The following is a 24,741-nucleotide window of genomic DNA, read 5'->3' as shown; positions in this document are numbered from 1 at the left end:
TTACTTAGAAACCTTGAAAGTACCGGAATTACCGGCCTTACTGGTATTTTCGTAAGGAATCACGCGGATGATAGCTTCATCGGAAGGTTCAGAATAATTGCTATCGAGAACAACCTTCTGTTCGTAGCAAGTCTTGCCATCCGGATGTTCCGGGCCCATGGATTCTTCGAACATATCGTCGCCCAGGTCATCCTTGTCGACCTTGTACACGAAACGGAAACCCGTTCCCTGAATGTCGGAGCCGTAAATAACGGTAATGGTTTCGCCCATCTTGAACTTTTCGCCACCGGCCGGGTAGACGACCTTTACGCCGCCTTTAACGGAGCAGTCGTAGCCAGCCTTTTCGTCGCTAGAAGCAGAAGAGGAATCATCACAGGCGACAAAGCCGAAAGATGCAGCAAACAGAGCGGCCAGGGAAATCACACGGGAAAATTTCATAAAAAACCTCCAATTACTAAACGGAATATATAAAATTTGAATGCCTTCAAGAACTATAATACCATAAAAAGATGCTATATTACCGTCCTATAATTGTTAGGTGTTGAGGTTATGAAGATTGCATTTTTGCAAATCGTTCTAATTTCATTATTTTTTTTGGGGTGCGGCGAAATCGGCTTCAACGAAGCGGTTTACGCCCCAGGCCTTACTTTGCAGGTCTTGACTCCTTGTATGAAGCTTTCGGTTTGATCAGGCCAGATCTCGTTGATATGTATGGTGTTGGAGAATCGAATTGGAACTACGTTCTTTCGGGATCGAAAAACGATGTTTATGAAAGTTCGCTGAACGCCCGATTGAAAGATGAAATCCTTTACAGCATCGACCCTGGGGAACCCTTTATAATCACCATTGACACATTTAATGTTCGTGTTGAAAAAGGGACAAATACCAGTTCGTTAGCAAGTCGCACTTATCTGAAATCCAGTCAAATAGATGTGTGCGGACAATTAATGATTTGGGCGAACGAAAGCGAAAGCCTTTCTCACTTTTTTGTGGGCGGTTCCATAATGAGCGCAGAAGTGGAATTGAATGGCCGATCTACAACCAGTGATGAGTGGATTTCCGCGTCAACTGTCGGATACACCCTTAATTTGGGCTACACCATTGCAGAACATTATCGAGTCGGGTTACAGATGGCTGCACAACACATGTCAGTCGCTGTAGCAGGAACTGGGGAACACCGTAGGTGTAGCAATGTCACTTTACTGTCAGAAATTTTTTCTACATTAAGCCCCAAAACTGATTTTTGAACGTACGACATTATTCTATTTCTACACGACTTATGAGCGACATGAACAACGATAACGAAAACGAAGTAGAAACTTCCAAAGAATCTTTTAACGATGTTAAGGTGGGTGAGCACCAGGATACTACTCTGGGCCTGTCCAATGTACACCACCTAGAAAAACTGTATGACGGCTGGTTCCTTGATTACGCCAGCTATGTAATTCTGGACCGCGCCGTTCCGTATTACGAAGACGGCTTGAAGCCGGTGCAACGTCGTATCTTGCACTCCCTGTTCGAAAATCACGACGGCCGTTACCAGAAGGTGGCAACCATCGTCGGTCGTACCATGGCTTACCACCCCCACGGTGACGCATCCATCGGTGATGCCCTGGTGGGCCTGGGCCAGAAGGGCCTGCTCATCGATACCCAGGGTAACTGGGGTAACCCGCTGACCGGCGACCGCGCTGCAGCCCCCCGTTACATCGAAGGACGTCTGACACCTTTTGCCGTAGACGTGGTCTTTAACGGCGAAACCACCGAATGGGTGCCCAGCTACGACGGACGTAGCGAAGAACCGGTAACCTTGCCTGTCAAGTTCCCCCTGCTTTTGGCTCAGGGCGTCGACGGCATTGCCGTGGGTCTCAGCACCTCCATTCTCCCCCACAACTTCCGCGAACTTTGCGAATGCAGTATCGCCATCCTCAGGGGCAAGAAGTTCGAACTCTATCCCGACTTCTTTACCGGCGGCATTATCGATGTTAGCGAATATAACGACGGTCAGCGTGGCGGTCGCGTGCGTGTGCGCGCCAAGATCGAAAAGGTCGACAACAAGACTTTGGCCATCCGCGAAATCCCCTACGGCACCACAACTTCAAGTTTGATCGACAGCATCGTCAAGGCCAACGACAAGGGCAAGATCAAGATCAAGCATGTGGACGACAACACCAGCCGCGATGTGGAAATTCTGATCCACCTGCAGGCCGGTACCGATCCCCAGGTGGCCATGGACGCCCTCTACGCCTTTACCGACTGCGAAAAGAGCCTGTCCCCCTGCACTTGCGTCATTGTAGACAAGCACCCCAAATTCCTGGGCGTGTCCGAAATCCTGCGCATGAACACCGAACATACGGTTCACCTGCTGCAGTGGGAACTTCAGAACGAACTGAAGCACCTTGAAGACAAGTGGCACATGACCAGCCTCGAAAAGATCTTCATAGAAAAGAAGGTCTACCAGGTTATCGAGAATGCCAAGAGCCGCGAAGAAATGGTCCAGCTCATTGATGAAGGCCTGAAGCCCTACGTCAAGAAGATGCTCCGCCGCGAGGTCACCGAAGAAGAAATCCTGAAGCTTGCAGAAATTCCTATCCGCCGCATCAGCCGTTTCGACCGCAAGAAGGCCGACGAACTGTTGGCAGAACTGGATGCAAAGATTGCCGAAAACAAGTTCAACCAGGAACATATTACCGACTACACCATCAACCACTTCAAGAATATCCTCAAGAAGTATGGCGAAGGCAAGGAACGTAAGTCCCAGATTGCAGAATTCGGCAAGGTGAACGCTGTACATGTGGCCATCGCCAACCAGAAACTGTATGTCAACCGCAAGGAAGGCTTCCTGGGCACCAGTATGAAGAAGGAAGAATACCTCTTCGACGTTTCTGAATACGACGACCTGATCGTATTCAAGGCCGACGGTAGCTTCAAGGTGGTCAAGGTCAGCGACAAGGACTTCGTAGGTAAGGATATTATCCTAGTCGAAAAGTTCAAGAAGGATGATGACCGTCATATTTATAACGTCATCCATTTGGATGGCAAGGACGGAGCTTACTACATCAAGCGCTTTAACGTGGGTGGCGTCACCCGCGACAAGGACTACTTCATGGGCAAGGGTAAGCCGGGCAGCAAGATTCTCTACATGTCCAGCAACCTGAACGGCGAAGCCGAAGTGGTAGAAGTCACCCTGAAGCCCCGCCCCCGTACCAAGCTGAACTTCGAAGTGGATTTCAGCACCATCGAAGTGAAGGGCCGTGGCGCCATGGGCAATATCGTTACCAAGTACCCGGTCAAGAGCATCAAGCGCCTGCGCAAGGGTGTAAGTACCTTGGGCGCCCGCGTGCTGTACTTTGACGCCCCCAGCGGTATCATCAGCACCCAGAAGAAGGGTGACCGTATCGGCGAATTCGGCGAAAAGGACAAGGTCCTTATCGTCAAGGAAAACGGAACCGCCCGCGTCCACGACATGGCAGATCCCATTCTCGTGGGTACAGGCATCAAGTACATTCACAAGTACGATCCTGCACAGGTCTTTACGGTGCTGTACTTCGAAGGCGGAAACTTCAACTACATGGTCAAGCGCTTCAATCTTGAAGGCTGCCCCATGACTACGGAATTCAGCCTGGTCAGCGATCATAAGGACACCCAGATGATCGAATTCTTCGCCACCGACGACGCCCGCGAACTGATGGAATATCAGGTGGGCCGCGAAGTCCAGAAGGAAGAACTTGACCTGACTGAGGTTGCAGAAGTCAAGGGCTACAAGGCTCTGGGCAGCAAGTTTACCGCCAAGAAGGTCAAGCGCGCCAGCCGCATTTCTCCGCCGGACACTTTCGATGACGGCACTTCGGATTCCGAAGGCGAGGACGACGGCGACAACGACCTGTTCAAATAACTAGGAACGTCGCGGACCAGTTCCGCGACAATCCCAGCATACCCCTTAAACAAAAAATCCCGACGTTTCTGTGTGAACGCCGGGATTTTTTTTGCATTTTCATGCACTATCTCTTATTTCCGTTAAGCTTCTGCCTAACGCCGAAAACAAACAAGTTTCTTCAAGAGTTTCTCCAGTTCCCTGGTCTCGGAGTTGTAGTTGATTTTTGCCATTGTTTTTCCTTTTGGGGGTCAGTTCAATGCTACCCTCTTATTAAACTCCTGCATGGTCCACTTCGCGGCCTACATTCTTTGGAACTGTAAGCACTACCTTGTACTTGGCGATATATTGTTGAAACAGGCTTGCGCTCCGTTCAAAGACGTGGTAGTGGGCCCTGCGAAGGTACATGTGTATGGAGCTGGTGTTGCCTGTTTCATTTTCTAGCACTCTAGAATTTGTGTAGAGTGCAGCTTGTTTTTCTTCCATTTGGTTTCCTTTGTCTTGCAACAAAAAAGGAGCCTTGGGGCTTACGCCCTGGTGGCTCCTTTTTTTTTAGGGGGAGGACGGCTCGCGCCGCCTTTTTTTGAGGCGCCTACGGCACCTTGGTTAGAAAGAGTCCTTAAGGCAACGGACGGAGAGCGCGTAGTCCTTGTCGTAGATGCCCTGGTCCGCGTAGTCGTAGCTGAAGTACTGGCTCCACGCATCGGAGCCGTTGTACTTGTACTCAGTAGAACTCCAGAAGAAGGCGAGGCGGCCTTGACCGTAGAAATCACCGTAGTAGCCGCGGTTACCGGCAGGGAGAACCGAGAATCCAAAAGAATCATCATTAGTCACTCCACTATAAGAGGTCCACAGGCTGGTGTTCGCCTTCAGCTTCTGACCGGCATAGCTGGCCCCGCCCACATTCGTATAGAGAGCACCCCATTCAGCATTGCTCGGCAGGTGCCAGCCGCTGGGGCAAACGCCACGAACAGGCGCCGTAACCCATGCAGAGGCACTGAAACGGGTACAAAACTTCCAATAGCCACATTCCTCACCGTAGTTCTTGTAAATAGCAACAGAGTCAACCGCGGCTGCCCAGGTATATAGGCGACCATAGGTTGCGCAATTACTTGGATCATCGTCATAGCACCAGCTGATGGAGTCGGAGGTATAATAGCCGTTGTCAAAAGCCACTCCGGTGTAAGCATAGTTCAGGTTCTGGGCCATCCAGGTCTGGCAATTTTCATTCTTATCGTCGCAGATTTCTACCGTCTTGTACATCTGGTAGTCACGCTCATCCAGAAGTTCGCCATAGGTGACCTTCGGATTCAAGTATTCGGTAGGTGCGTAAGTGCATGTATGGCCCACAGGGCATTTTGTAGCGTAAGAAAGATCAACGGCTTCGTCGGATGAAGATTCCGGGTCAGTGCCCGGAATGACACTGGAAGATGTGCCAGGAACACTGGTGGAAGAACTACTTGCAACCTCGCCAACAACATCCTAGGAGCCTTCCACGCAATTCAACTCGCGGTCTTCTTCATAAAGGTAAGCTGACAGGCCTTCTCTTGACCCCGTGCAGCCAGGCAGATTTTCTTCAACGTCCGCAATCATATCGTAATGGACCCACTTACGATCCTTGCAAATGAAACCTTCCTTTGTCCCATTAATAAAGTTAACGAAACCTTCCCCGCTTTCTGTACAGCTGGGCAAATTTTCTTCAGACTCAACAGAAGAAATGTTTGTGTCCTCATGGTTATTAGCCGGTCCGTTTGAAGAGCCGCCATCACCACATGCGGCAAGGCCCAAAGCCAGAGCAAAGGCTACAAAGCCAAACTTTACCACTTTCTTTCCAAAAAATTTCTTGTTCATTGAAAACACCTCCTTGCAACTTGCGCAGGTTTCCCGTTATTCCCTAAAGCTTGCGTTCAGGGAATTGGCGAGCCAGTCACCAAAGCTTGCGTCGCTGGGCATTCTCCAGTCGGCACGAGGCGACAGGGAGATGGTACCCACCTTGGGGCCGTCGGGAATGCAGCTGCGCTTGAACTGCTGGGTAAAGAAGCGGCGTACAAACAAAGTAAGGCAGCGTTCCAGTTCTTCGTCGGGATAAAGACCGGCGAAGGCATGCTTTGCCAGGAACAGCATCTTTGCAGGTTCTGCACCGTACTTTGCAAAATGGTACAGATAGAAATCGTGAATTTCGTAGGCGCCAAGGATGGATTCGGTCTTCTGGGCAATCTGGCCGTTGGCGTCGGCAGGCAGAAGTTCCGGAGAAACGGGAGTATCCAAAATGTCGCGAAGCACTGCGGAAAGCGCATCGGCGGACTTGAAAGCAGCAGTCTCGTCGGCGGAGCCAGCGGCTACATCTGCGGCAAAGAAATTGCGGGCGCGGTCGGCGTACCAAGCCACCACATGACGGACCAAGGTCTTGGGAATGTCGCAGTTCACGGCGTACATGGACATATGGTCAGCGTTATAGGTGCTCCAGCCCAGAGCGATTTCAGAAAGGTCGCCGGTACCTACCACGATACCGCCTTCCTTGTTGGCAACGTCCATCAAAATCTGTGTGCGTTCGCGGGCCTGAACATTTTCGTAGGTCACATTCAGTACAGCAGGATCATGACCGATGTCGCTAAAGTGCTGCATGCAGGCGTCCTTGATGGACACGGTACGCAGTTCGACGCCCAAAAGATTTGCCATTTCGACAGCGTTATTCTTGGTGCGGTTTGTAGTGCCAAAGCCGGGCATTGTCAGCACCAGGATTTCGGAAGCAGGACGATTCAAAAGTTTGAAGGTTTCTGCAATTACCAACAAAGCCAAAGTGGAATCAAGACCGCCACTAAGCCCCACTACAGCACGCTTAGAATGGGAGGCTTCCAGACGTTTGGCCAAGCCGGCACACTGGATGTTGAAGATTTCCTTGCAGTTGGCGTCGCGGGCATCAATATTACCAGGCACAAAGGGCGTGGAACAGATAAAGCGGTTCAGTTCAGTTACTTCCGGCAAAGGGCCGAATTCAGCGGCCGTCGCAAAATAAGGAGTTGCATCAAAGTCCTGGAAGGAGCCTTCACTCAAACGCTGCATATTCAGACGCTGCACATCAACGTCCGCATAAATGATTTCGGAGTCACGGCCATAAGTCTTGCTTTCGGCCAACATGCTTCCGTTTTCGGAAATCATCAGGTGACCGCTGAACACCATATCCGTAGTAGATTCCTGGACACCTGCAGAAGAATAGACGTAAGCCGCCATACAGCGGGCAGACTGGTTCATGACCAGATTACGACGGTAGTCGCCCTTCCCTACCAGAGCATCGCTGGCAGAAAGATTCAGGATAACGTTTGCGCCAGCCAGGGCAAGTTCTCCACTGGGCGGCATGGGAGTCCAAAGGTCTTCGCAAAGTTCAACTCCGAAGCAGATTTCAGAGCCAGCACTTTCCGCGACGCATCCTCCTAATGCGGAGGAAGCATCAGCAGCACTCAACACACCAACGGAACTTACGCCGCTGCGAATGAAGTTGGTTACAAGCACTTCGCCAAAACCCGGGAAATCCCAGGTAATGCGGTCTGCGGAATTCAGCAGATCGCGACCGCTATTGAAGTGACGCTTTTCGTAGAATTCCCGCTGGTTGGGCAAATGGATTTTCGGAGTCACCGCAAGCAACTGCCCGCGTTGCACAAAGGCGGCACAGTTATAAAGGCGACCAAACATGCGGAGGGGCAAGCCCACCGCCACAATCATATCGGAATCGGCAAATGCTTCTGCAATTTTCTGCAGGCCCGCATAAGCATTCTTCAGCAGCAGTTCCTGATGGAACAAGTCACTGCAGGTATACCCCGTAATGCAAAGTTCCGGGAACACCGTAACGGCGGCACCCTCAGCCTGTGCAAGCTTTCCGCAGCGAATAATTTCTGCGGTATTAAAGGCAGTATCCGCAACCTTCAGGTTGGGGCAGACAGAAGCAAATCGATAAAATCCGAACATGATTTAAATATAAAAAAGGTCCCCTGCAGGGGACCCCTTTTAACTCAAATATACACTTAAAACCGCCGCCTTACTTGTTGTTCAACCCCAGCTTGTTCATGCGGTAGTTCATCATGCGGGGACTTACGCCCAGTTCGCGGCCAGCGGCAGAAATGTTTCCGTTGTGGCGCTTGATGGCTTCGGTAATCAATTCGCGTTCGTAGTTATTCATCATCACATCCAGCGGGGCGCTCTTCATTTCGGCAGAAATGATGGAGCCGGTGCTAAGGCTGGTCTGCAGCGAAGGCGGCAGGTTGTAGCTGTGGATGCAATCGTCAGCGGCAGTGAGAACAGCACGCTCCATGCAGTTTTCAAGTTCACGGACGTTACCCGGCCAGTGGTAGCTCATGAGCAAGTTGATGGCCGTTGTAGACAAACGAGCGACCTTCTTGTTGTAGCGCAGGTTCATCTTTTCGATGAAGTGTTCTGCCAGCAAGATGATATCGCTCTGGCGCTTGGCCAGATCCGGCATAGAAATCGGGAAAATGTTCAGACGGTAGAACAAGTCTTCGCGGAACAGTTTCTTTTCCATCAGTTCTTCCAGGTTGCGGCTAGTTGCAGCCAGGAAGCGGACATCGGAATGAAGCTCTTCGTTACTACCCACGCGGCTGAAAGTCTTTTCCTGCAGGAAGCGGAGGAGCTTCACCTGGGTCTGCATGGTGAGATCGCCAATTTCGTCCAGGAACAGAGTGCCGCCATTGGCTGCTTCTGCACGACCGATACGGCGGTTCACAGCGCCAGTAAAGGCACCCTTTTCGTGACCGAAGAGTTCGCTTTCTACAAGGTTTTCGGGAAGGGCGGCACAGTTCAGGGTAATGAACGGCTTGTCCTTACGGGCAGACAGGTTCACGATAGCGCGGGCGATCATTTCCTTACCGGTACCGCTACCACCACGAATCAAAACGGTAGCATCGGAAGGAGCCACCTGGCGAACCTGTTCGTACACAATCTGCATTTCGCGGCAGTTACCCACCAGTTCCGTGGGATTGCCAGACAACATGTCACGGAGTTTCTGGTTTTCTTCCAGCAAGGCGGCATGTTCAGAATGGACTTCCTGGCATTCATTGGCTGCATCACCCGTAATGTTGGCGATAATTTCCAGCAAGGCCACATCGTGGTCCAAGTCCGTGTTCACATCCACCGGACGGTCCACAGAAAGGGTTCCAATCAGCTCCTCGTCATGAATCAGGGGCACGCAAATAAAGGCCACCTGGCTATCGTAATTACGAGAGCCAGTGCGGTTCAGGAATCTGGAATCCTTGCGCAGGTCAGGAATCACATGGCTACGGCGAGTTTCAGCCACATGTCCAGTAATACCTTCACCGATATGATACTGGCCCAGCTGCTTTTCAGCTTCAGTCATGCCATGGGAGGCTTCAATCTTCAGGGTATCGCCAAAACGCAACGTGAAAGTACCGCGCAACATGCCAAGTTCTGTGTCCAGAATGGCAAGAACGTTGCTCAGCAGCTTTTCAGCGTCGCGTTCATGGATAATGGCAGCGCTGATTTTCTGGATGACAGATATTTCTGGACCGATGGGCTGTTTCATAATAGTCTCTAGGTTCGGGTCTTTTTCAGGCACTCTTGTTTTTATAAAAATTGCGGGGCCTGTCAGCAATCCTTATAAGAATCCTTTATAAAATACATTCAATTTTACATGAAATGTAAGATTTTCACAAATTCTACATAGGATTTTGCAAATTCCGTGCTAATTTTTACAATTTTTCCTTAATACGCTTCAGGGCAACCTTGGTCTGTTCGTGGTCACCGAAGGCGGTCAAGCGGAAATAACCTTCGCCGCAGGGGCCAAAGCCACTACCCGGAGTACCCACCACTTCGCAAGTGCCAAGGAGGCGATCGAAGAAGTCGAAGGACTTTTCGCCGTTTTCAAGTTTCCACCAGATGTAGGGAGCATGTTCGCCACCAAAGACGGTGTAGCCGGCAGCAGTCAATTCAGAGCGGATCATGAAAGCGGTATCCATGTAGCCCTTGATCACAGCCTTGGTCTGTTCCCAACCTACGGGGCTGTAGATGGATTCGGCAGCGCGCTGCACAACGTAGTTCACACCGTTAAACTTGGTGCACTGGCGGCGATTCCACATGGCGCGGAGCTTGCCCAGTTCGTGAGGAACGATGGTGTAGGCGCAACGGACGCCGGTAAAGCCAGCAGTCTTACTGAAGCTGCGGAATTCAATGGCGCAGGTGCGGGCACCCGGAATTTCATAAATGGAGTGAGGCAGGGATTCATCCTGGATGTAGCAGTTGTAAGCACCATCGAAGAGGATGATGGCACCGGTTTCGTTGGCGTAATCCACGAACTTCTGGAGAGTTTCGCGGGAAAGAACGGTACCGGTGGGGTTATTGGGGCTGCACAGGTAAATCAGGTGAACAGGATTCTTGGGAAGGTCCGGCTGGAAATTGTTTTCGGCAGTAGAAGCCAGGTAGGTGACTTCAGAAAAATGGCCGTCTTCCTGCATAAAGCCGGTACGGCCAGCCATCACGTTAGAATCCAGATAGACAGGATAAACCGGGTCGGGAATGGCAATCTTCACGTCGGCGGCAAAAAGTTCCTGGATGTTGGCTACGTCGCACTTGGAACCGTCACTGACGAACACATCGTCCGGATCCATTTCAACGCCGCGGGGAGTATATTCGCCGCGAATGATGGCTTCGCGCAAAAAGTCATAACCCTGTTCCGGACCGTAACCGCGGAAGGTGTTCTTGCATGCCATTTCGTCTACGGCCTTGTGCATGGCTTCAATAGCGGCAGGGATAATGGGAGTGGTCACGTCGCCGATACCCAGACGGATAATGTCGGCATTGGCGTGGGTGCCCTGGTATTCCTTAATCTTCTTGGCGATAGTAGAGAAAAGGTAGCTGCCAGGAAGACGATCGTAGTACGGGTTGATGATTGAATTATTCATAATTTAGTTCTCAGGTCGGGCTTCGCCCTTTGAGGTGTGAGGTCGTTCGTTTCACTCACTTTGAGGTTAAAATTTGGCGCATTCGCGCTTTATTGAGATAGCGACTTCGTCGCGACTGCTGAAGCTCACGGTTCACAGCTCATAGCTCGCAAACTCCGGTAAAGCATTCCTTCGCGGGGCCGGTCATGAGGACGGAGCCGCCTTCTTCGTGCTTGATGTGGAGGGTTCCGCCATCCAGGACCACGTCGGATTCCAGGCCAACGCGACCGGTGCGCTGGGCAGCCACCAGAGTGGCGCAACTGCCGGTACCGCAAGCCATGGTCACGCCACAGCCGCGTTCCCACACGCGCATACGGATCTTGCCGGGAGCCACCACCTGAGCAAATTCAATGTTGCAACGGTCCGGGAACTGCTTATCGTGTTCCAGGACAACGCCCCAGTTTTCAAGCTGGATCTTTTCGATATCGTCTACAAAAATCACGGTATGGGGATTGCCCATAGAGACCGTTTCACCGGTAAAATCAAAGGAGCCTGCAGAGAGCTTGATGGTGCCCAGGAAATCACGGGGAGCACCCATGTCTACGCAAACCTGCATTTTTTCTAGGTCTGCGGCACTTGCTGCGGAACCCAAAATACTCGGCTTGATCAGACCGCTCTTGGTGTGCAGAACAAAAGAGGTCCCGTTGCCCAGGCCACGAGACACAATAAACTTTGCAACGCAACGGGTGGCGTTTCCGCACATGGCGGCTTCGGAACCGTCAGCATTAAAAATGCGCATTTCGAAATCTACACCATTGCCTTTCTTGTTCCAGTCGTAGCCGGCACGGACATCCTTCTCGCCCACCACATATTCTTCGGAGCTAGAAAGCGGAGTCACCACCACCACGCCATCGGCACCAATGCCAAAACGACGGTCGCACAGTTCAATCACGCGCTGGTCCAGGGCTGCACCCGGAGTCATATCAAAAGCTTCACCCGGTTCCACCAGAACGAAGTCGTTTCCGAGGCCGGTCCACTTGGAGAATTTCATTGACATAAATTGTAATCCTTATTTTCGCCCTCAAATAGCAAAAAGCATGCCATTTTTTTACATTTTCAGTAAAAGCTGAAATTTTCGCAAAAAAAAGGGAATTTATAAGGATGACGTCAATTTCACGATTTGAAAATATTTACATATTTTGTAAAAACAGCTTTTGCATTTTTACATTATTTGTAAAGTTTGCTTTTTCAGTAAAATCAGTCTTTTATGCAACGGACAGATGCACCATACTTTTTACTGCCAGGCCAGAAATCAACCTCACCAGAATAATAGCCAAATCGTGTTTTCCAGGCATTATATCCATTATCTTCAGTGCTGGCCCAGAATTCCGTGCGTTCGCCTGCACCGCCAAATCGATCAGGATCCTCCCAGAAACCCGTGGGTACAGCAGAAAAACCGTAATCATCCGTTCCGTTTCCATTTTCTGCCCAACCATCTGTAGCCTTCAACTTCGGAGCAGCAGTAAACCTACCTCCCACCGCACTAAACAAGGTATTCCACTCGTCTTTGCCGGGAATATGCCAGCCTTCCGGACAAACACCACGGGTTTTCAAATTAGGCCTTTCGCAGACATGATCCCAGTTGCCTTCGGCATAACCGCAATGCTTGCCCGCCGTTCCAAATACAGCAGCAGAATCCATGGCGGCACTCCACAAATACAGGCGACCAAACTGAGCGCAGGATTCCGGATTATTTTCGAAACAGATGCTGGAAGAATCCAAAGTCGCCGTCGGAAGATTGTAGGCATAGTTCAGATTTTCAGCCATCCAGGTCTGCGTTCCGATAGTCACTGTCTTGTAAGTCTTACCGTCACGGGCATCCGTCATGGACCCCTTCACAACGGTCGAGGGATCAACAAGCGAAGCGGAAGAGGAAGAATTGTCCTGAGTCCCACTAGATTCCATTATACAACGAACCGAGACAACAATTTCCTTTTCCAAAGAACTTCTCGACGGTTTCGGGCTCTCGTAGCCAAAAACGAAGCCAATACCTTCTTCACAGGAAGCCCCTCCCACCGTGCAATTTTCCGTGGCAGTCCAGAAAATAGCGGAGCTGCCATTGGAAGAGAAAAATCCATAAGATCCATAACCAGCAGCCAACACAGCAAAGTCATAATCATTTTTAGGTGGCATGCCCCCAGCCCATCCCTGGGAGAATCTTAAGTCTGCATCACCCACTTCATCAACCAGGGCATACCAGTCCAATTCACTGGGCAGAGTCCAGCCTTCGGGACAAGCATCCGTTGCGGCATCCCAGGAATACAGGCGACCAAAAACTTCGCAGTAGCCCGCATCATCTCCATAACAGGCGCTGCCTTGAGCTGTTTCGTAGTTCAAGTTCTCGGCCATCCAGACCTGGTTACCAACCTTCACCGTCTTGTAGGTCTTGCCATCACGGGAATCGGTAAAGGTTCCGTCAGAATTGAGACCGCCCGCAGGGTTTGATCCTGAAGAAACGGAGCTGCTGGATTTATTGAAAACAGAAGAACTTGACCCTACCGATTCCGCCGAGCTACCGGATCCGTCAACCGCAGAACTTGACAAGTTCACAACCTCCGCAGAGGACAAAGTTTCCGTCGCGGAACTCGTAATCAGGTTCTGTGATGAACTCAAGTTTTCACCAGCAGAGGAACTGCTTTCAAATTCGGGATTATTATCTTCGCTGGACGAGGTACCGCCATCACTGCCGCAAGCAGAAAATACTCCGCACAAGGCAAGACCAAAGCCTAATGTAGCAAGACGATTCATATAAACTCCTACCCTTTTCGAACAAAAAAAAGATAACACCTTTTCGCGCCAACTAATGTAAAAAAAAACAAAAATCAAGTAAAGAAAAAATTGAAAACACACCCCATCTAAAATTATCTATACTTTCTTTTATGAAATACGCAGTAATTACAGGCGCCAGCTCGGGCATCGGCGCCGAATTCGCAAAGGATTTGTCTGCCCGCGGTTATGGTCTTATTCTGGTTGCACGTCGTGAAGATCGACTGCAGGCCTTGGCCAAGGAATTAGGTACCCCCGCAGAAGTTTTCACTGCAGACCTTTCCAGCCAAAGCGAATGCGAACGCCTGGGAGAATTCCTGGAGAAGTTCGACGTGGGCGTGTTCATCAACAACGCAGGCTTCGGCGACTGCGGCGCCTTCGCCGAAACAGACCTGAACAAGGAACTGCGCATGATCAACGTGAACGTGATTGCGCTGCATCTGCTTTCGAAATTGGCGGTCCGCATTCTGGCCAAGAACGGCGGCCACCTCTTGAACGTAGGCTCCAGCGCAGGCCTGATGCCTTCCGGCCCCTACATGGCCACCTACTACGCCACCAAGGCCTACGTGGTCAGCCTCACCCAGGCTATCGCCATGGAACTTCAGGAATCAAGGTCTAACGTATCCGCCAGCGTTCTCTGCCCGGGCCCCGTAAAGACGGAATTCAACGACGTGGCCAACGTACAGTTCGCCCTGCCGGGAATCTCCCCCAAGTTCTGCGCCAGTTACGCCCTCAAGCAGATGTTCAAGAAGAAGACCATCATCGTTCCCAGCCTCTTCATGAAACTTGCCACCATAGCAGGAAAACTCCTCCCCCGCTACGTCGCCTCTAAGGTGGCCGGCACCCAGCAGAAAAAGAAGTTGGGCAAGGCATAAAACGCCAGACATCCAAAAGATTTCTAAAAAACCAAAATCCAGCCTCCCGAAGGAGACTGGATTTTTTTGGGGGTTAGGAGGATCCTTTGATTCGCTTTTTCAGCGACATTCATCTTTACAGGAAATAAGATACAAACTTTTTGGTGGGTGAGTCAGATAACAAAAAATCAAACTATTAAAAGTGTGTTAAGTGATATATTCTAGACCTTTTTTTTTAATCAAAATGGAACGTTTAATCCCAAAAAAACATTCCACGCCGGACTATAAAAAATGGGCCGCCGGCAGTTTTACCCACCAGCGACCCGTGTTGTTACACAAGGAACTCTATTAGCGTAAAGCGGAAAGTTTAAAGCGTAAAGACATTACCCTTTATCCTTTAACCTTTATCCTATAAGCTCTTGACCTTGGCCTTTGCGTCGGCCATGGCTCTTACAACCAGGCTAGCTCCGTTAGCGCAGTCACCTACAGCGTAGATGTTGCGGGACGGATCCTGAATGATTGCAGTACGCGGAGTCAATTCAAGGCCCAGGTCCTTCACAATACCTTCAGCCGGAACGCCGGTAAAGCCCATAGCCAGAACCACCAAATCAGCGTCAATGATTTCTGTAGAATTGGGAACTTCATTAGGCTTGATGGGACGACCGTTGGGAGCCATTTCCCATTCAACCTTCACGGCTTCCACGCCAGCCACCTTGCCGTCCTTCACAATGAACTGCTTGGAAGACACATTCCAGCGACGTTCGCCACCTTCGTGGTGAGCATAGCTGGTGCGCAGCATGTACGGCCAATCCGGCCACGGAGTAGACGGGGAACGTTCTTCAGGAGGCTTGGGCATGAATTCCACCTGGAGAACGCTCTTGCAGCCTTCACGGAGGGATTTGCCCACGCAGTCGTTACCGGTGTCGCCACCGCCAATGATCAAGACCTTCTTGCCCTTGGCATTATACTTTTCACCTTCACCATGAAGGAAGTCCAGAGCCAGGTAGATACCTTCTGCATCGCGTCCAGGAATGTTCAAATCGCGAGCGTTGGGAGTACCGATAGCCAGGAACAGGTAATCGAAATTCTTGCGGATGTATTCAGCAGAAATGTCCTTGCCGATTTCGCAGTTGCATACGAACTTGATGCCAGCCTTTTCCATGAGGGAAACGCGACGGTCGATGACTTCCTTTTCCAGCTTCCAGTTAGGAATGCCGTAACGGAGGAGGCCGCCAACCTTGGGCTTCTTTTCGTAGACGGTTACTGCGTAACCCTTGCGGCGGAGGCTTTCTGCAGCAAAGAGGCCTGCAGGACCAGAACCGATCACAGCCACCGTCTTGCCGTTGGGAGCAGCTTCGGGCAGTTCCACCCAGCCTTCCTTGAAGGCGGTTTCGATCATAAACTTTTCCACCTGGCGAACCATGACGGCGTCATCGTTCAATTGGCGGGTGCAGCTAGCTTCGCAGAGGGCGGGGCAAACACGGCCCGTGAATTCCGGGAAGAAAGCCGTCTTGCTGATAATGTCGTAGCCCTTGCGGATGTCGCCTGCAGCTACGGCGGTATTAAATTCGGGAATCAGGTTACCCAGAGGGCAGCCTGCACCATGGCAGAAAGGGATGCCGCAATCAGCGCAGCGGCCTGCCTGTGCCTTAATTTCTTCTTCTGTGAAGAGGCGTTCAACTTCCTTCAAGTCCTTAACGCGTTCTTCTACGGGGCGGTACACGTCCTGGATTCTCTGTACTAATGCCATATAATGTTCCTTATTTAGCGTAAAGCGGAAAGGTTAAAGGTTAAAGTAGTGTAAAGCGGAAAGTTCTATTTAGCGTAAAGCGGAAAGTTTAAAGGTTAAAGAAACTCCTTCAACCTTTAAACTTTATCCTATAAGCTTTAAACTACAACTTGGCAAGAGCGTTGCGGTATTCCACCGGGAAGACCTTCACGAACTTCGGACGAGAGTTGTTCCAGTCTTCGAGAATGCGCTTACCCTTTTCAGAGCCGGTAGCTTCCACATGCTGCTTGATGATGTCAAGCAATTCGGTTTCGCTTTCGGTACCCGGGAGAACGCTTTCCAAGTCAACGGAATCCACGTTGCAGCTCAAGTCGAAGTGACCGGTTTCGTCATAGACGTAAGCGAAGCCACCAGTCATACCTGCTGCGAAGTTCACGCCTACACGACCCAGCACAACCACGCGGCCACCAGTCATGTATTCGCAACCATGGTCACCCACGCCTTCGGTAACGAGAAGCATACCGGAGTTACGGATACCAAAGCGTTCGCCAGCAAGACCATTGATGAACACCTTACCGCTAGTACCACCGTAGCCGATCACGTTACCGGCGATAACGTTGTCTTCAGCCTTGAAGGTTGCGTTCTTGGACGGGCGAACGATGATCTTACCACCGCTAAGGCCCTTGCCCATAAAGTCGTTGACTTCACCTTCGATATCGAGGGTTACACCCGGTGCGAGGAAGGCGCCAAAGCTCTGGCCAGCCACACCCTGCAGGTGAACCTTGATGGTATCTTCCGGCAGGCCCTTTGCACCAAAGTGTTCAGCCACTTCACCAGAAAGTTCAGTACCCACGGTACGGTCCACGTTGTGGATCATGGCGGAAATTTCTACCGGCTTGCCGGTCTTCAGGGTATCCTGTACGAAAGGCAGGAGTTCGCGACGGTCGAAGTTCACCAGTTCTTCAGGAACGAAGTTCGGGTCGTGCTTCTTGATCTGTTCCTTACCGTTGCCTGCATCCACAGAAGCGAAGATCTTGCTGAAGTCCAGCTTCTTTGCCTTGTAGAATTCAATTGCAGAATTCATGTCAAGGAGATCGTTACGGCCGCAGGCTTCGTCCAAGCTCTTGAGGCCAAGGCTTGCAAGGATTTCACGGACTTCGTCAGCGATGAAGAACAGGAAGTTTTCAACGTATTCCGGCTTGCCCTTGAAGTGCTTACGGAGTTCCGGATCCTGAGTAGCAAGACCCATGGGGCACTGGTTGGTATGGCACTTACGGTCCATAATACAGCCAAGGCTTGCCAACAGGTTGGTAGCGAAACCGAATTCTTCTGCACCGAGGAGGGCTGCGATCACAACGTCACGACCAGTCTTCAACTGACCATCCACCTGGAGCTTGACGCGGCCGCGGAGGTCGTTAAGAACGAGAGTCTGTTCTGCTTCGGCAATACCCAATTCCCAGGGAAGACCGGCATGCTTGATAGAAGTCAGCGGAGATGCACCGGTACCGCCATCGTGGCCGGAGATAAGGACCACGTCAGCATGAGCCTTGGCAACACCTGCAGCAACCGTACCCACACCCACTTCAGAAACCAACTTCACGGAAACGCGAGCCTTGGGGTTGGAGTTACGGAGGTCATAGATCAACTGAGCCAAGTCTTCGATAGAGTAAATATCGTGATGCGGCGGAGGAGAAATGAGGGACACATTCGGGATGGAGTGACGGATGCGAGCCACAAATTCGTTCACCTTGTGAGCAGGCAGCTGGCCACCTTCACCGGGCTTTGCACCCTGAGCCATCTTGATCTGCAAATCCTTTGCCTTGCGGAGGTAATCGATGGTCACACCGAAACGACCAGAAGCGATCTGACGGATAGCGCTGCTACGAACGTCGCCGTTTGCTGCCGGAGTATCGCGATCCGGGTCTTCGCCACCTTCACCGCAGTTGCTCATGGCACCGTTACGGTTCATGGCGATAGCGATTGCTTCGTGAGCTTCCGGGCTCAAGGAACCAAGGCTCATTGCGCCAGCAACAAAGTGCTTGATGATGGATTCGCGGGATTCCACTTCGGAAATATCGATGGGAGTAGTTTCCTTGAACTTGAAGAGACCGCGGAGAGTTGCCAAGCGCTGAGACTGATCGTCAACGAGCTTGGAGTAAGTCTTGAACTTGGAGTAGTCACCCAGCTGAACAGCCTGACGGAATGCGCCCAGAGACTGGGGGGTCCACAAGTGCATTTCGCCATCCTTGCGGAACTTGTACTGACCACCTTCCTTAAGAATGGGGCTTGCATCCTTCAGGGAAATGTTGTTGCGCTGTTCCACTTCCTGGGCGATTTCAGCAAGACCGATACCTTCGATGCGGCTTGCAGTACCCGGCAGGAACTTTTCAATAATTTCGTGGTTCAAGCCAACAGCTTCAAAGATTTGGGCACTGCGATAGCTACGCAGCGTAGAAATACCCATCTTGGACATGATCTTCAGAAGACCCTTGTCCACAGCCTTCACGTAGTTGGCAGCGGCGGTGACAGGACCCACATCCAGTTCGCCGGTGTGGCACATGTTGGTAATGCTCTGGAATGCCAGATACGGGTTGATGACGGTTGCGCCGTAACCCAGGAGCAAAGCGAAATGCATGACTTCGCGAACTTCACCGGACTGGACGATCAAACCGATTTCCGGACGGACACCTGCTTCAACCAAGGTACGGTTTACAGCTGCGGTTGCCAGGAGAGACGGCATGGGAACATAGCCCCAATCCACGTTCTTATCAGAAAGAACGATAATGTTGAAACCTTCCTGAACAGCGCGGACAGCGTCGCCAGCCAGGTTCTGCAAGGCAGCTTCAAGAACTTCGCCGTTACCACCCATGGGGAACTGCATCTTGAGCACCTTGGCCTTGAAGCTCTTATCGCCAATGTTTTCGAAGTGCTTGATTTCGTCTTCAGTAACAATGGGACGAGGAATCTTGATGAGGTGAGCCTGTTCCGGAGTTTCTTCCAGAATGTTACCATGGTTACCGATGTAAGTGGTAAGACTCATGACCAGTTCTTCACGGATCGGGTCGATAGGCGGATTGGTGACCTGAGCGAAGAGCTGCTTGAAGTAGTTGAACAGGGGCTGGGGCTTATCGGAAAGGACAGCCAGAGCGGCGTCGTTACCCATAGAACCGATAGGTTCCTGACCATTCTTGGCCATGGGCTGCAAAATGACACTCAGATCTTCGGCAGAGTAGCCGAAACGCTTCTGCTGGATCAGCAAATCATCAGGTACGTCAGACGGATTAATTTCGCTGAAGAGGCCACGGACGCTCATCTTGTTTTCGGCGACCCAACGACGGTAGGGTTTGCTACGAGCAACGAAAGCCTTCATTTCGGCATTCTTCAAGATACGATGGTTTTCGATATCCAGGTAGATAATTTCACCGGGTTTGAGACGGCCCTTTTCTTCTACTTCGTCATCGTTAATATCGAGAACGCCAGTTTCAGAAGCCATCACGAAGAGGCCATCCTTGCAGAGGGTATAACGTGCGGGACGAAGACCGTTACGGTCCAGGATTGCACCTGCGTTTACACCGTCAGAGAATGCCACTGCAGCAGGACCATCCCACGGTTCCATGAGCATGGATTCATATTCGAAGAAGCCACGGACGTCGCGGCCCATATAATGCTTAGCACCCCAAGCCTGCGGCATCATCATGAGGATAGCGTGCGGGAGGCTACGGCCTGCAGCCACCAGCAATTCAAACATGTTATCGAGGCTAGCGGAGTCACTCTGGCCGCCGGCAATCAGCGGCAAGCACTTCTGGAGATCGTCGCCAATGCGTTCGCTCTTCAGGTGGGGTTCACGAGCCTTCAGGCTGTTCAAGTTACCGCGGAGGGTATTGATTTCACCGTTGTGGGCCAGGTAGCGGAACGGATGAGCCAGAGGCCAGGTGGGGAAAGTATTGGTGGAGTAGCGCTGATGAACGAGAGCGATGGGGCTTTCGAAATCAACGTCATTCAGATCCTTATAGAAGGCTTCGATCTGAATAGCAAGGAGAAGACCCTTATAAACGATAGTCTTGCTGGAGCAGGAGCAGATGTACAGGCTTTCGCAGGCCTTTTCAATCTGACGGCGCAGCACAAAGAGCTTGATTTCAGCATTTTCCGGCTTGGAAGCGTCGAAAATGTACTGACGGATATGGGGAAGAGTTTCGCGAGCGGTACGACCAATAGCGTTGGGGTCTACCGGAACTTCACGAACATGGAGGACAGGGCAACCTTCGGCTGCAGCAAGTTCCTTAATCTTTTCGTCGTAGGAATCAGCGGCAACGGAGTTGTCTACAAAAACCATGGCCACACCGTACTTTTCAGGAAGGTCGCTGTAGATCTTCTTGAAGAACTTGTGGGGCATAGAAAGCAAAAGGCCAGCGCCATCACCCGTTTCCGGGTCGCCACCAGCCGCACCACGATGCATCAAACGCTTCAGAACAGTAATGCCCTGAAGCACAATCTGGTGCGATGCCACATTGTTGATATTGGCTACGAGACCCACGCCGCAGGCGTCATGTTCGTTAGCCGGATTATAAAGAGCTTGAGCTTTCATTGTATTATTCCTTGTGTTTTATTTTTTCCGCGGCTTTATTGCAAAATGCGTGCCAAAATTTTTAAATCCCACACAAGAAACGAACAAAAATTGAAAATCTTTACATTTTTGGAAAAACCTTTAATTTTTTAATGAAATAAAAAGGTTTGCAGTCCTTTTCGCTTTAATCCCATCCCAAAGGCGATTACGCATTTTGTAAAAACAAGATTTAATTTTACGCAGAATGTAAAAATCCTCTAAATTTGATCAAAAACGGCAGTAAACGCAAAACGACCAACAAGAAAAAGAGCGGGTCGAAAGTCCCGCCTCATACCAGAGAACCTAGAGCACCCCCTTTCACGGCACAGTTTATTTCATTTTCTGTAAAAACACGAATCAAAAGCTCTAAACGATTCCTTAGTTCATAAAGTACCCGTACTATCTTATATATCCTAAAAACAAGCTATTTCCGCCACTTTTTCCAAATCCGTAAAAGTTGGCACGGCTTTTGCATAATGGACGCCGAAAACAAAACAAATAGGAGTTCATTATGAGCAACCAGTATAGAATGAATGCAATTACCGAAATTGCAGAAGCACCGGCAGCAGGCATCATGGCTGCAAGCCCGGCAAACGTTGACTTTTACGGCGAGGACGTATTCAACTCCGAAGCCATGAAGGCATACCTCCCCAAGGATGTTTGCAAGAAGCTTTTCGCTACCATCGAAAATGGCGTAGCACTTGACCCCAGCATCGCTGGCGAAGTGGCTCACGCTATGAAGAAGTGGGCAATGGACCGCGGTGCAACCCACTTCACTCACTGGTTCCAGCCCCTTACCGGTTCTACTGCTGAAAAGCACGACTCCTTCCTGGAACCGGAAGGCGACAAGGCTATCATGGCTTTCTCCGGCAAGAACCTGATCGTTGGTGAACCGGACGCATCCTCCTTCCCCTCCGGCGGTATCCGTTCCACTTTCGAAGCTCGCGGCTACACCGCTTGGGATCCGACTTCTCCCGCTTTCATCAAGCGTCACGGTAACGGTGCAACTCTTTGCATCCCCACCGCATTCTGCTCTTACACTGGCGAAGCTCTCGATAAGAAGACTCCGCTTCTCCGCTCTATCCAGGCCCTCCAGAAGTCTGCCGACCGTCTCATGGGTCTCTTCGGCGTTGAAAAGCAGAAGGTCACCGTTACTCTCGGTGCAGAACAGGAATACTTCCTGGTAGACAAGAAGTTCTACCTCCAGCGTCCGGACCTTTACCAGGCTGGCCGCACCCTCTTCGGTGCTGCTTCCGCTAAGCACCAGCAGATGGAAGACCACTACTTCGGCTCCATCCCGGCTCGCATTTTGAACTTCATGAACGAAGTTGAAGACGAACTGTGGAAGCTTGGCATTCCGGCTAAGACCCGTCATAACGAAGTGGCTCCTGCCCAGTTCGAACTTGCTCCCATGTTCGAAGAAGTGAACCTGGCTTGCGACCACAACATGCAGATTATGGAAGTGCTCCGTAACGTTGCAGACCGCAACGGTCTCGTTTGCCTCCTCCACGAAAAGCCGTTTGCAGGCATCAACGGTTCCGGTAAGCATAACAACTGGTCCGTGAACTACGGTAAGACCAACCTCTTGAACCCGGGTAAGGATCCTCACCAGAACGCAATCTTCCTCACCACTCTCTGCGCTGTTGTCTATGCAGTAGACACCCACGCCGACTTGCTGAGAATGTCCGTTTCTGGCGCTGGCAACGACCATCGTCTCGGTGCTAACGAAGCTCCTCCGGCAATCATCTCCATGTACCTCGGCGACCAGCTTGCTGACGTCGTCGAACAGCTGGAAAAGGGTGAACCCAAGTCCAGCAAGCAGGGCGGTGCCATGAAGCTCGGTTCCGACATCCTGCCGCCGCTCCCCCGCGACGCTACCGACCGTAACCGTACTTCCCCGTTCGCATTCACTGGCAACAAGTTCGAATTCCGTGCACCGGGTTCCAGCCAGTCCTGCTCTGAACCGAACGTTATCCTGAACACCATCGTTGCCGAAGCATTCGACATGATCGCCGACAAGATGGAAAAGGTCTCCAAGGTCAACTTCCACAAGGAACTCCAGAAGCTCCTGCAGTCCATCATCAAGGAACACAAGCGCGTTATCTTCAACGGTAACGGCTACACCGACGAATGGGTTGCTGAAGCCGAAAAGCGCGGCCTCCCCAACATCCGTACCACCATGGAAGCTCTCGGTGCCCTCACCAAGAAGGAAAACGTGGCCCTCTTCAAGAAGTACGGCGTGTTCAACAAGGTGGAACTTGAATCCCGCTACGAAGTCAACCTGGAAGACTACCACAAGCGCGTCGACATCGAAGCCAAGGTCGCTTACGACATGGCCAAGAGCATCGTCCTCCCGCAGGTCGTGAAGGCTTACTCCGAAGCCCTGAAGGTGAACGAAATGGCAATCAACCAGGGTCTGGTTTCCGTCGATTCCTACGCTAAGGAACTGGCCGAAGGCTACAAGGCCCTCGTCGAAGAAATCGCCGTCATGGAAAAGGCTATCGCCGGCAAGCATCAGCTGAAGCTGGAAGCTATGGTCTCCCTCCGCAAGGTTGTGGACAAGCTGGAAGGCATCATCTCCGATGAACAGTGGCCGCTGCCCAAGTATCGTGAAATGCTTTTTATCTATTAAGATAAAAAGCATGGCCACCCGTCGAAGGTGGGTGGCCCAATGTCACTTTATTTACTAATGAACAGCGCGAGCGAAACTGCACGCACAATTAAAAATCGAACCTCATAATGAAGGCGCGGATCGAAAGATTCGCGTTTTCTTTTTTTAACATCCCCAAAAGCAATCAACATATAAACTCTTGTTATATTTATTTTGAACTTATTAGGAGTTAAAATGAACAAGAAAATCTTCAAATTGGTTGCTTCGGCAATCGCGCTCACGTTATGCGCCTGCGGTAACGATTCCACCAGCCCGGAAGACGATCCCGCCTCCAGCACCAGCGAAATTCAGTCCTCCACAAGCAAAGATCAGCCCTCGTCCAGCTCTTCCAAGGACACTTCCAGTTCTTCTAAAGAAAAATCCAGTTCTTCAGAAAAGGTTTCCAGTTCTTCAGAAGAAACTTCCAGTTCCTCTGACGAACCGGAATCTTCCTCCAGCGAAGACATTTCATCTTCTAGCGAAGAAATTTCTTCTTCCAGCGAAGACATCAGCTCTTCCAGCGAACAGCCTTTTGAAACAGGCGTCTTGATCGATACCCGCGATAATCAGACGTACAAGACGGTTAAAATCGGGACCACCAACTGGATGGCCCAGAACCTGAATTACAATTTCAACGACAATTACGGCAACTCCTGTCCCAACAATGACGAAGAGAATTGCGCTAAATTCGGACGTTTCTACTCTCTGGGCACGGCCATGGACTCTTCGGCCGTCTTCAGTTCCAACGGAAGAAGATGCGGCACCGACAACTACTGCGAGGCCCAGGGTGCCATTCGCGGCATCTGCCCCAAAGGTTGGCGTTTGCCAAACAAGAACGACTTCGCCGAATTGATTGAAATCGCCGGCGGCGCAAATCAGGCCGGAATGAACCTGAAGGCAACAACCAGCTGGACACCCGACGACAATGCCTCCCCCGCCACAGACCTCCTGGGATTTTCCATGTTCGCCACAGGTTTGGCAGACCCCTACCATTACGACCACGACGCCAAGGAATTCCGCACACGTTATTACGACCAGGGAATAAAGGGAGTCATTCTTTCTAGCGATTACGAAGACAACCACGAGTTAACTGTTCTCCTTCTGCAAAACGATTCCGACAAGGCAAGCATCATCAGTCAGGATCGAGAAATCTGGACACCCGTACGCTGCGTCGAAAGCAAGGAAACCGATCAGTACTTCGACATTCCCGACCCATTCGCAGACGAGCCCTAACATTTTCGGGTCCATACAACTCAGAAATCTTTCAAAAAAAAGTAATCCTCAGCCCTTTCGGACTGAGGAT

At 51.0% G+C, this 24,741-nt stretch carries 16 protein-coding genes; 5 read left to right on the top strand and 11 right to left on the bottom strand.

Annotation, left to right across the window (positions count from 1 at the left end):
• Positions 1-438 carry a hypothetical protein gene (locus BUB38_RS02665; protein ID WP_073156600.1) on the bottom strand — a complete coding sequence of 146 codons (438 nt, stop codon included), beginning with the start codon at positions 436-438 and terminating at the stop codon, positions 1-3.
• 227 nt (positions 439-665) lie between these two features.
• Here BUB38_RS02665 and BUB38_RS02660 point away from each other — a divergent pair, with 227 nt between their 5' ends.
• Positions 666-1,247 carry a hypothetical protein gene (locus tag BUB38_RS02660; protein WP_139258169.1) on the top strand — a complete coding sequence of 194 codons (582 nt, stop codon included), beginning with the start codon at positions 666-668 and terminating at the stop codon, positions 1,245-1,247.
• Between the two features lie 32 nt (positions 1,248-1,279).
• Positions 1,280-3,892 (top strand): DNA gyrase/topoisomerase IV subunit A, encoded by a 2,613-nt coding sequence (locus BUB38_RS02655; RefSeq protein WP_073156594.1) that lies wholly within the window; start codon positions 1,280-1,282, stop codon positions 3,890-3,892.
• 252 nt (positions 3,893-4,144) lie between these two features.
• On the opposite strand, the gene BUB38_RS02650 is transcribed toward BUB38_RS02655, so the two are convergent.
• From BUB38_RS02650 to BUB38_RS02615, 8 genes are all read right to left on the bottom strand, one after another.
• Positions 4,145-4,357 (bottom strand): hypothetical protein, encoded by a 213-nt coding sequence (locus BUB38_RS02650; protein ID WP_073156592.1) that lies wholly within the window; start codon positions 4,355-4,357, stop codon positions 4,145-4,147.
• A gap of 120 nt (positions 4,358-4,477) precedes the next feature.
• On the bottom strand, positions 4,478-5,221 hold the full coding sequence (locus BUB38_RS02645) for a fibrobacter succinogenes major paralogous domain-containing protein (protein ID WP_073156589.1): 744 nt from the start codon (positions 5,219-5,221) through the stop codon (positions 4,478-4,480).
• A 132-nt stretch (positions 5,222-5,353) separates the two neighbouring features.
• A complete protein-coding gene (locus tag BUB38_RS02640) occupies positions 5,354-5,722 on the bottom strand; it encodes a hypothetical protein (protein ID WP_073156586.1) in 369 nt (122 codons plus the stop codon).
• Between the two features lie 36 nt (positions 5,723-5,758).
• Positions 5,759-7,834 carry an NAD(+) synthase gene (locus tag BUB38_RS02635; RefSeq protein WP_073156584.1) on the bottom strand — a complete coding sequence of 692 codons (2,076 nt, stop codon included), beginning with the start codon at positions 7,832-7,834 and terminating at the stop codon, positions 5,759-5,761.
• Positions 7,835-7,904: 70 nt separating this feature from the next.
• Positions 7,905-9,422 (bottom strand): sigma-54 interaction domain-containing protein, encoded by a 1,518-nt coding sequence (locus BUB38_RS02630; RefSeq protein ID WP_073156581.1) that lies wholly within the window; start codon positions 9,420-9,422, stop codon positions 7,905-7,907.
• A gap of 166 nt (positions 9,423-9,588) precedes the next feature.
• Entirely contained in the window at positions 9,589-10,797 is a 1,209-nt protein-coding gene (locus BUB38_RS02625) for an LL-diaminopimelate aminotransferase (protein ID WP_073156578.1), read from the bottom strand.
• Between the two features lie 139 nt (positions 10,798-10,936).
• Positions 10,937-11,833 (bottom strand): diaminopimelate epimerase, encoded by an 897-nt coding sequence (dapF, locus tag BUB38_RS02620; RefSeq protein ID WP_073156576.1) that lies wholly within the window; start codon positions 11,831-11,833, stop codon positions 10,937-10,939.
• A 200-nt stretch (positions 11,834-12,033) separates the two neighbouring features.
• Complete coding sequence (locus BUB38_RS02615) at positions 12,034-13,584, bottom strand: fibrobacter succinogenes major paralogous domain-containing protein (protein ID WP_073156574.1); 1,551 nt, start codon at positions 13,582-13,584, stop codon at positions 12,034-12,036.
• Positions 13,585-13,715: 131 nt separating this feature from the next.
• Here BUB38_RS02615 and BUB38_RS02610 point away from each other — a divergent pair, with 131 nt between their 5' ends.
• Positions 13,716-14,477: an SDR family NAD(P)-dependent oxidoreductase gene (locus BUB38_RS02610; RefSeq protein ID WP_073156571.1), complete on the top strand. Its 762-nt coding sequence runs from the start codon at positions 13,716-13,718 to the stop codon at positions 14,475-14,477.
• 388 nt (positions 14,478-14,865) lie between these two features.
• On the opposite strand, the gene BUB38_RS02605 is transcribed toward BUB38_RS02610, so the two are convergent.
• Both BUB38_RS02605 and gltB read right to left on the bottom strand, forming a co-directional pair.
• Entirely contained in the window at positions 14,866-16,206 is a 1,341-nt protein-coding gene (locus tag BUB38_RS02605; RefSeq protein WP_073156569.1) for a glutamate synthase subunit beta, read from the bottom strand.
• A 142-nt stretch (positions 16,207-16,348) separates the two neighbouring features.
• On the bottom strand, positions 16,349-20,770 hold the full coding sequence (gene gltB / locus BUB38_RS02600) for a glutamate synthase large subunit (protein ID WP_073156566.1): 4,422 nt from the start codon (positions 20,768-20,770) through the stop codon (positions 16,349-16,351).
• A gap of 592 nt (positions 20,771-21,362) precedes the next feature.
• Between gltB and BUB38_RS02595 the strand changes: the two genes are divergently transcribed.
• Both BUB38_RS02595 and BUB38_RS02590 read left to right on the top strand, forming a co-directional pair.
• On the top strand, positions 21,363-23,420 hold the full coding sequence (locus BUB38_RS02595) for a glutamine synthetase III family protein (RefSeq protein WP_073156790.1): 2,058 nt from the start codon (positions 21,363-21,365) through the stop codon (positions 23,418-23,420).
• Between the two features lie 213 nt (positions 23,421-23,633).
• Entirely contained in the window at positions 23,634-24,671 is a 1,038-nt protein-coding gene (locus BUB38_RS02590; RefSeq protein WP_073156564.1) for an FISUMP domain-containing protein, read from the top strand.
• Positions 24,672-24,741 lie beyond the last annotated feature (70 nt).

It is taken from the genome of Fibrobacter sp. UWH5 (assembly GCF_900142505.1).
Taxonomy (GTDB): Bacteria; Fibrobacterota; Fibrobacteria; order Fibrobacterales; family Fibrobacteraceae; genus Fibrobacter.
Note: the sequence above shows the minus strand (reverse complement) of the source record. Positions and strands in the feature narration are given on the sequence as shown.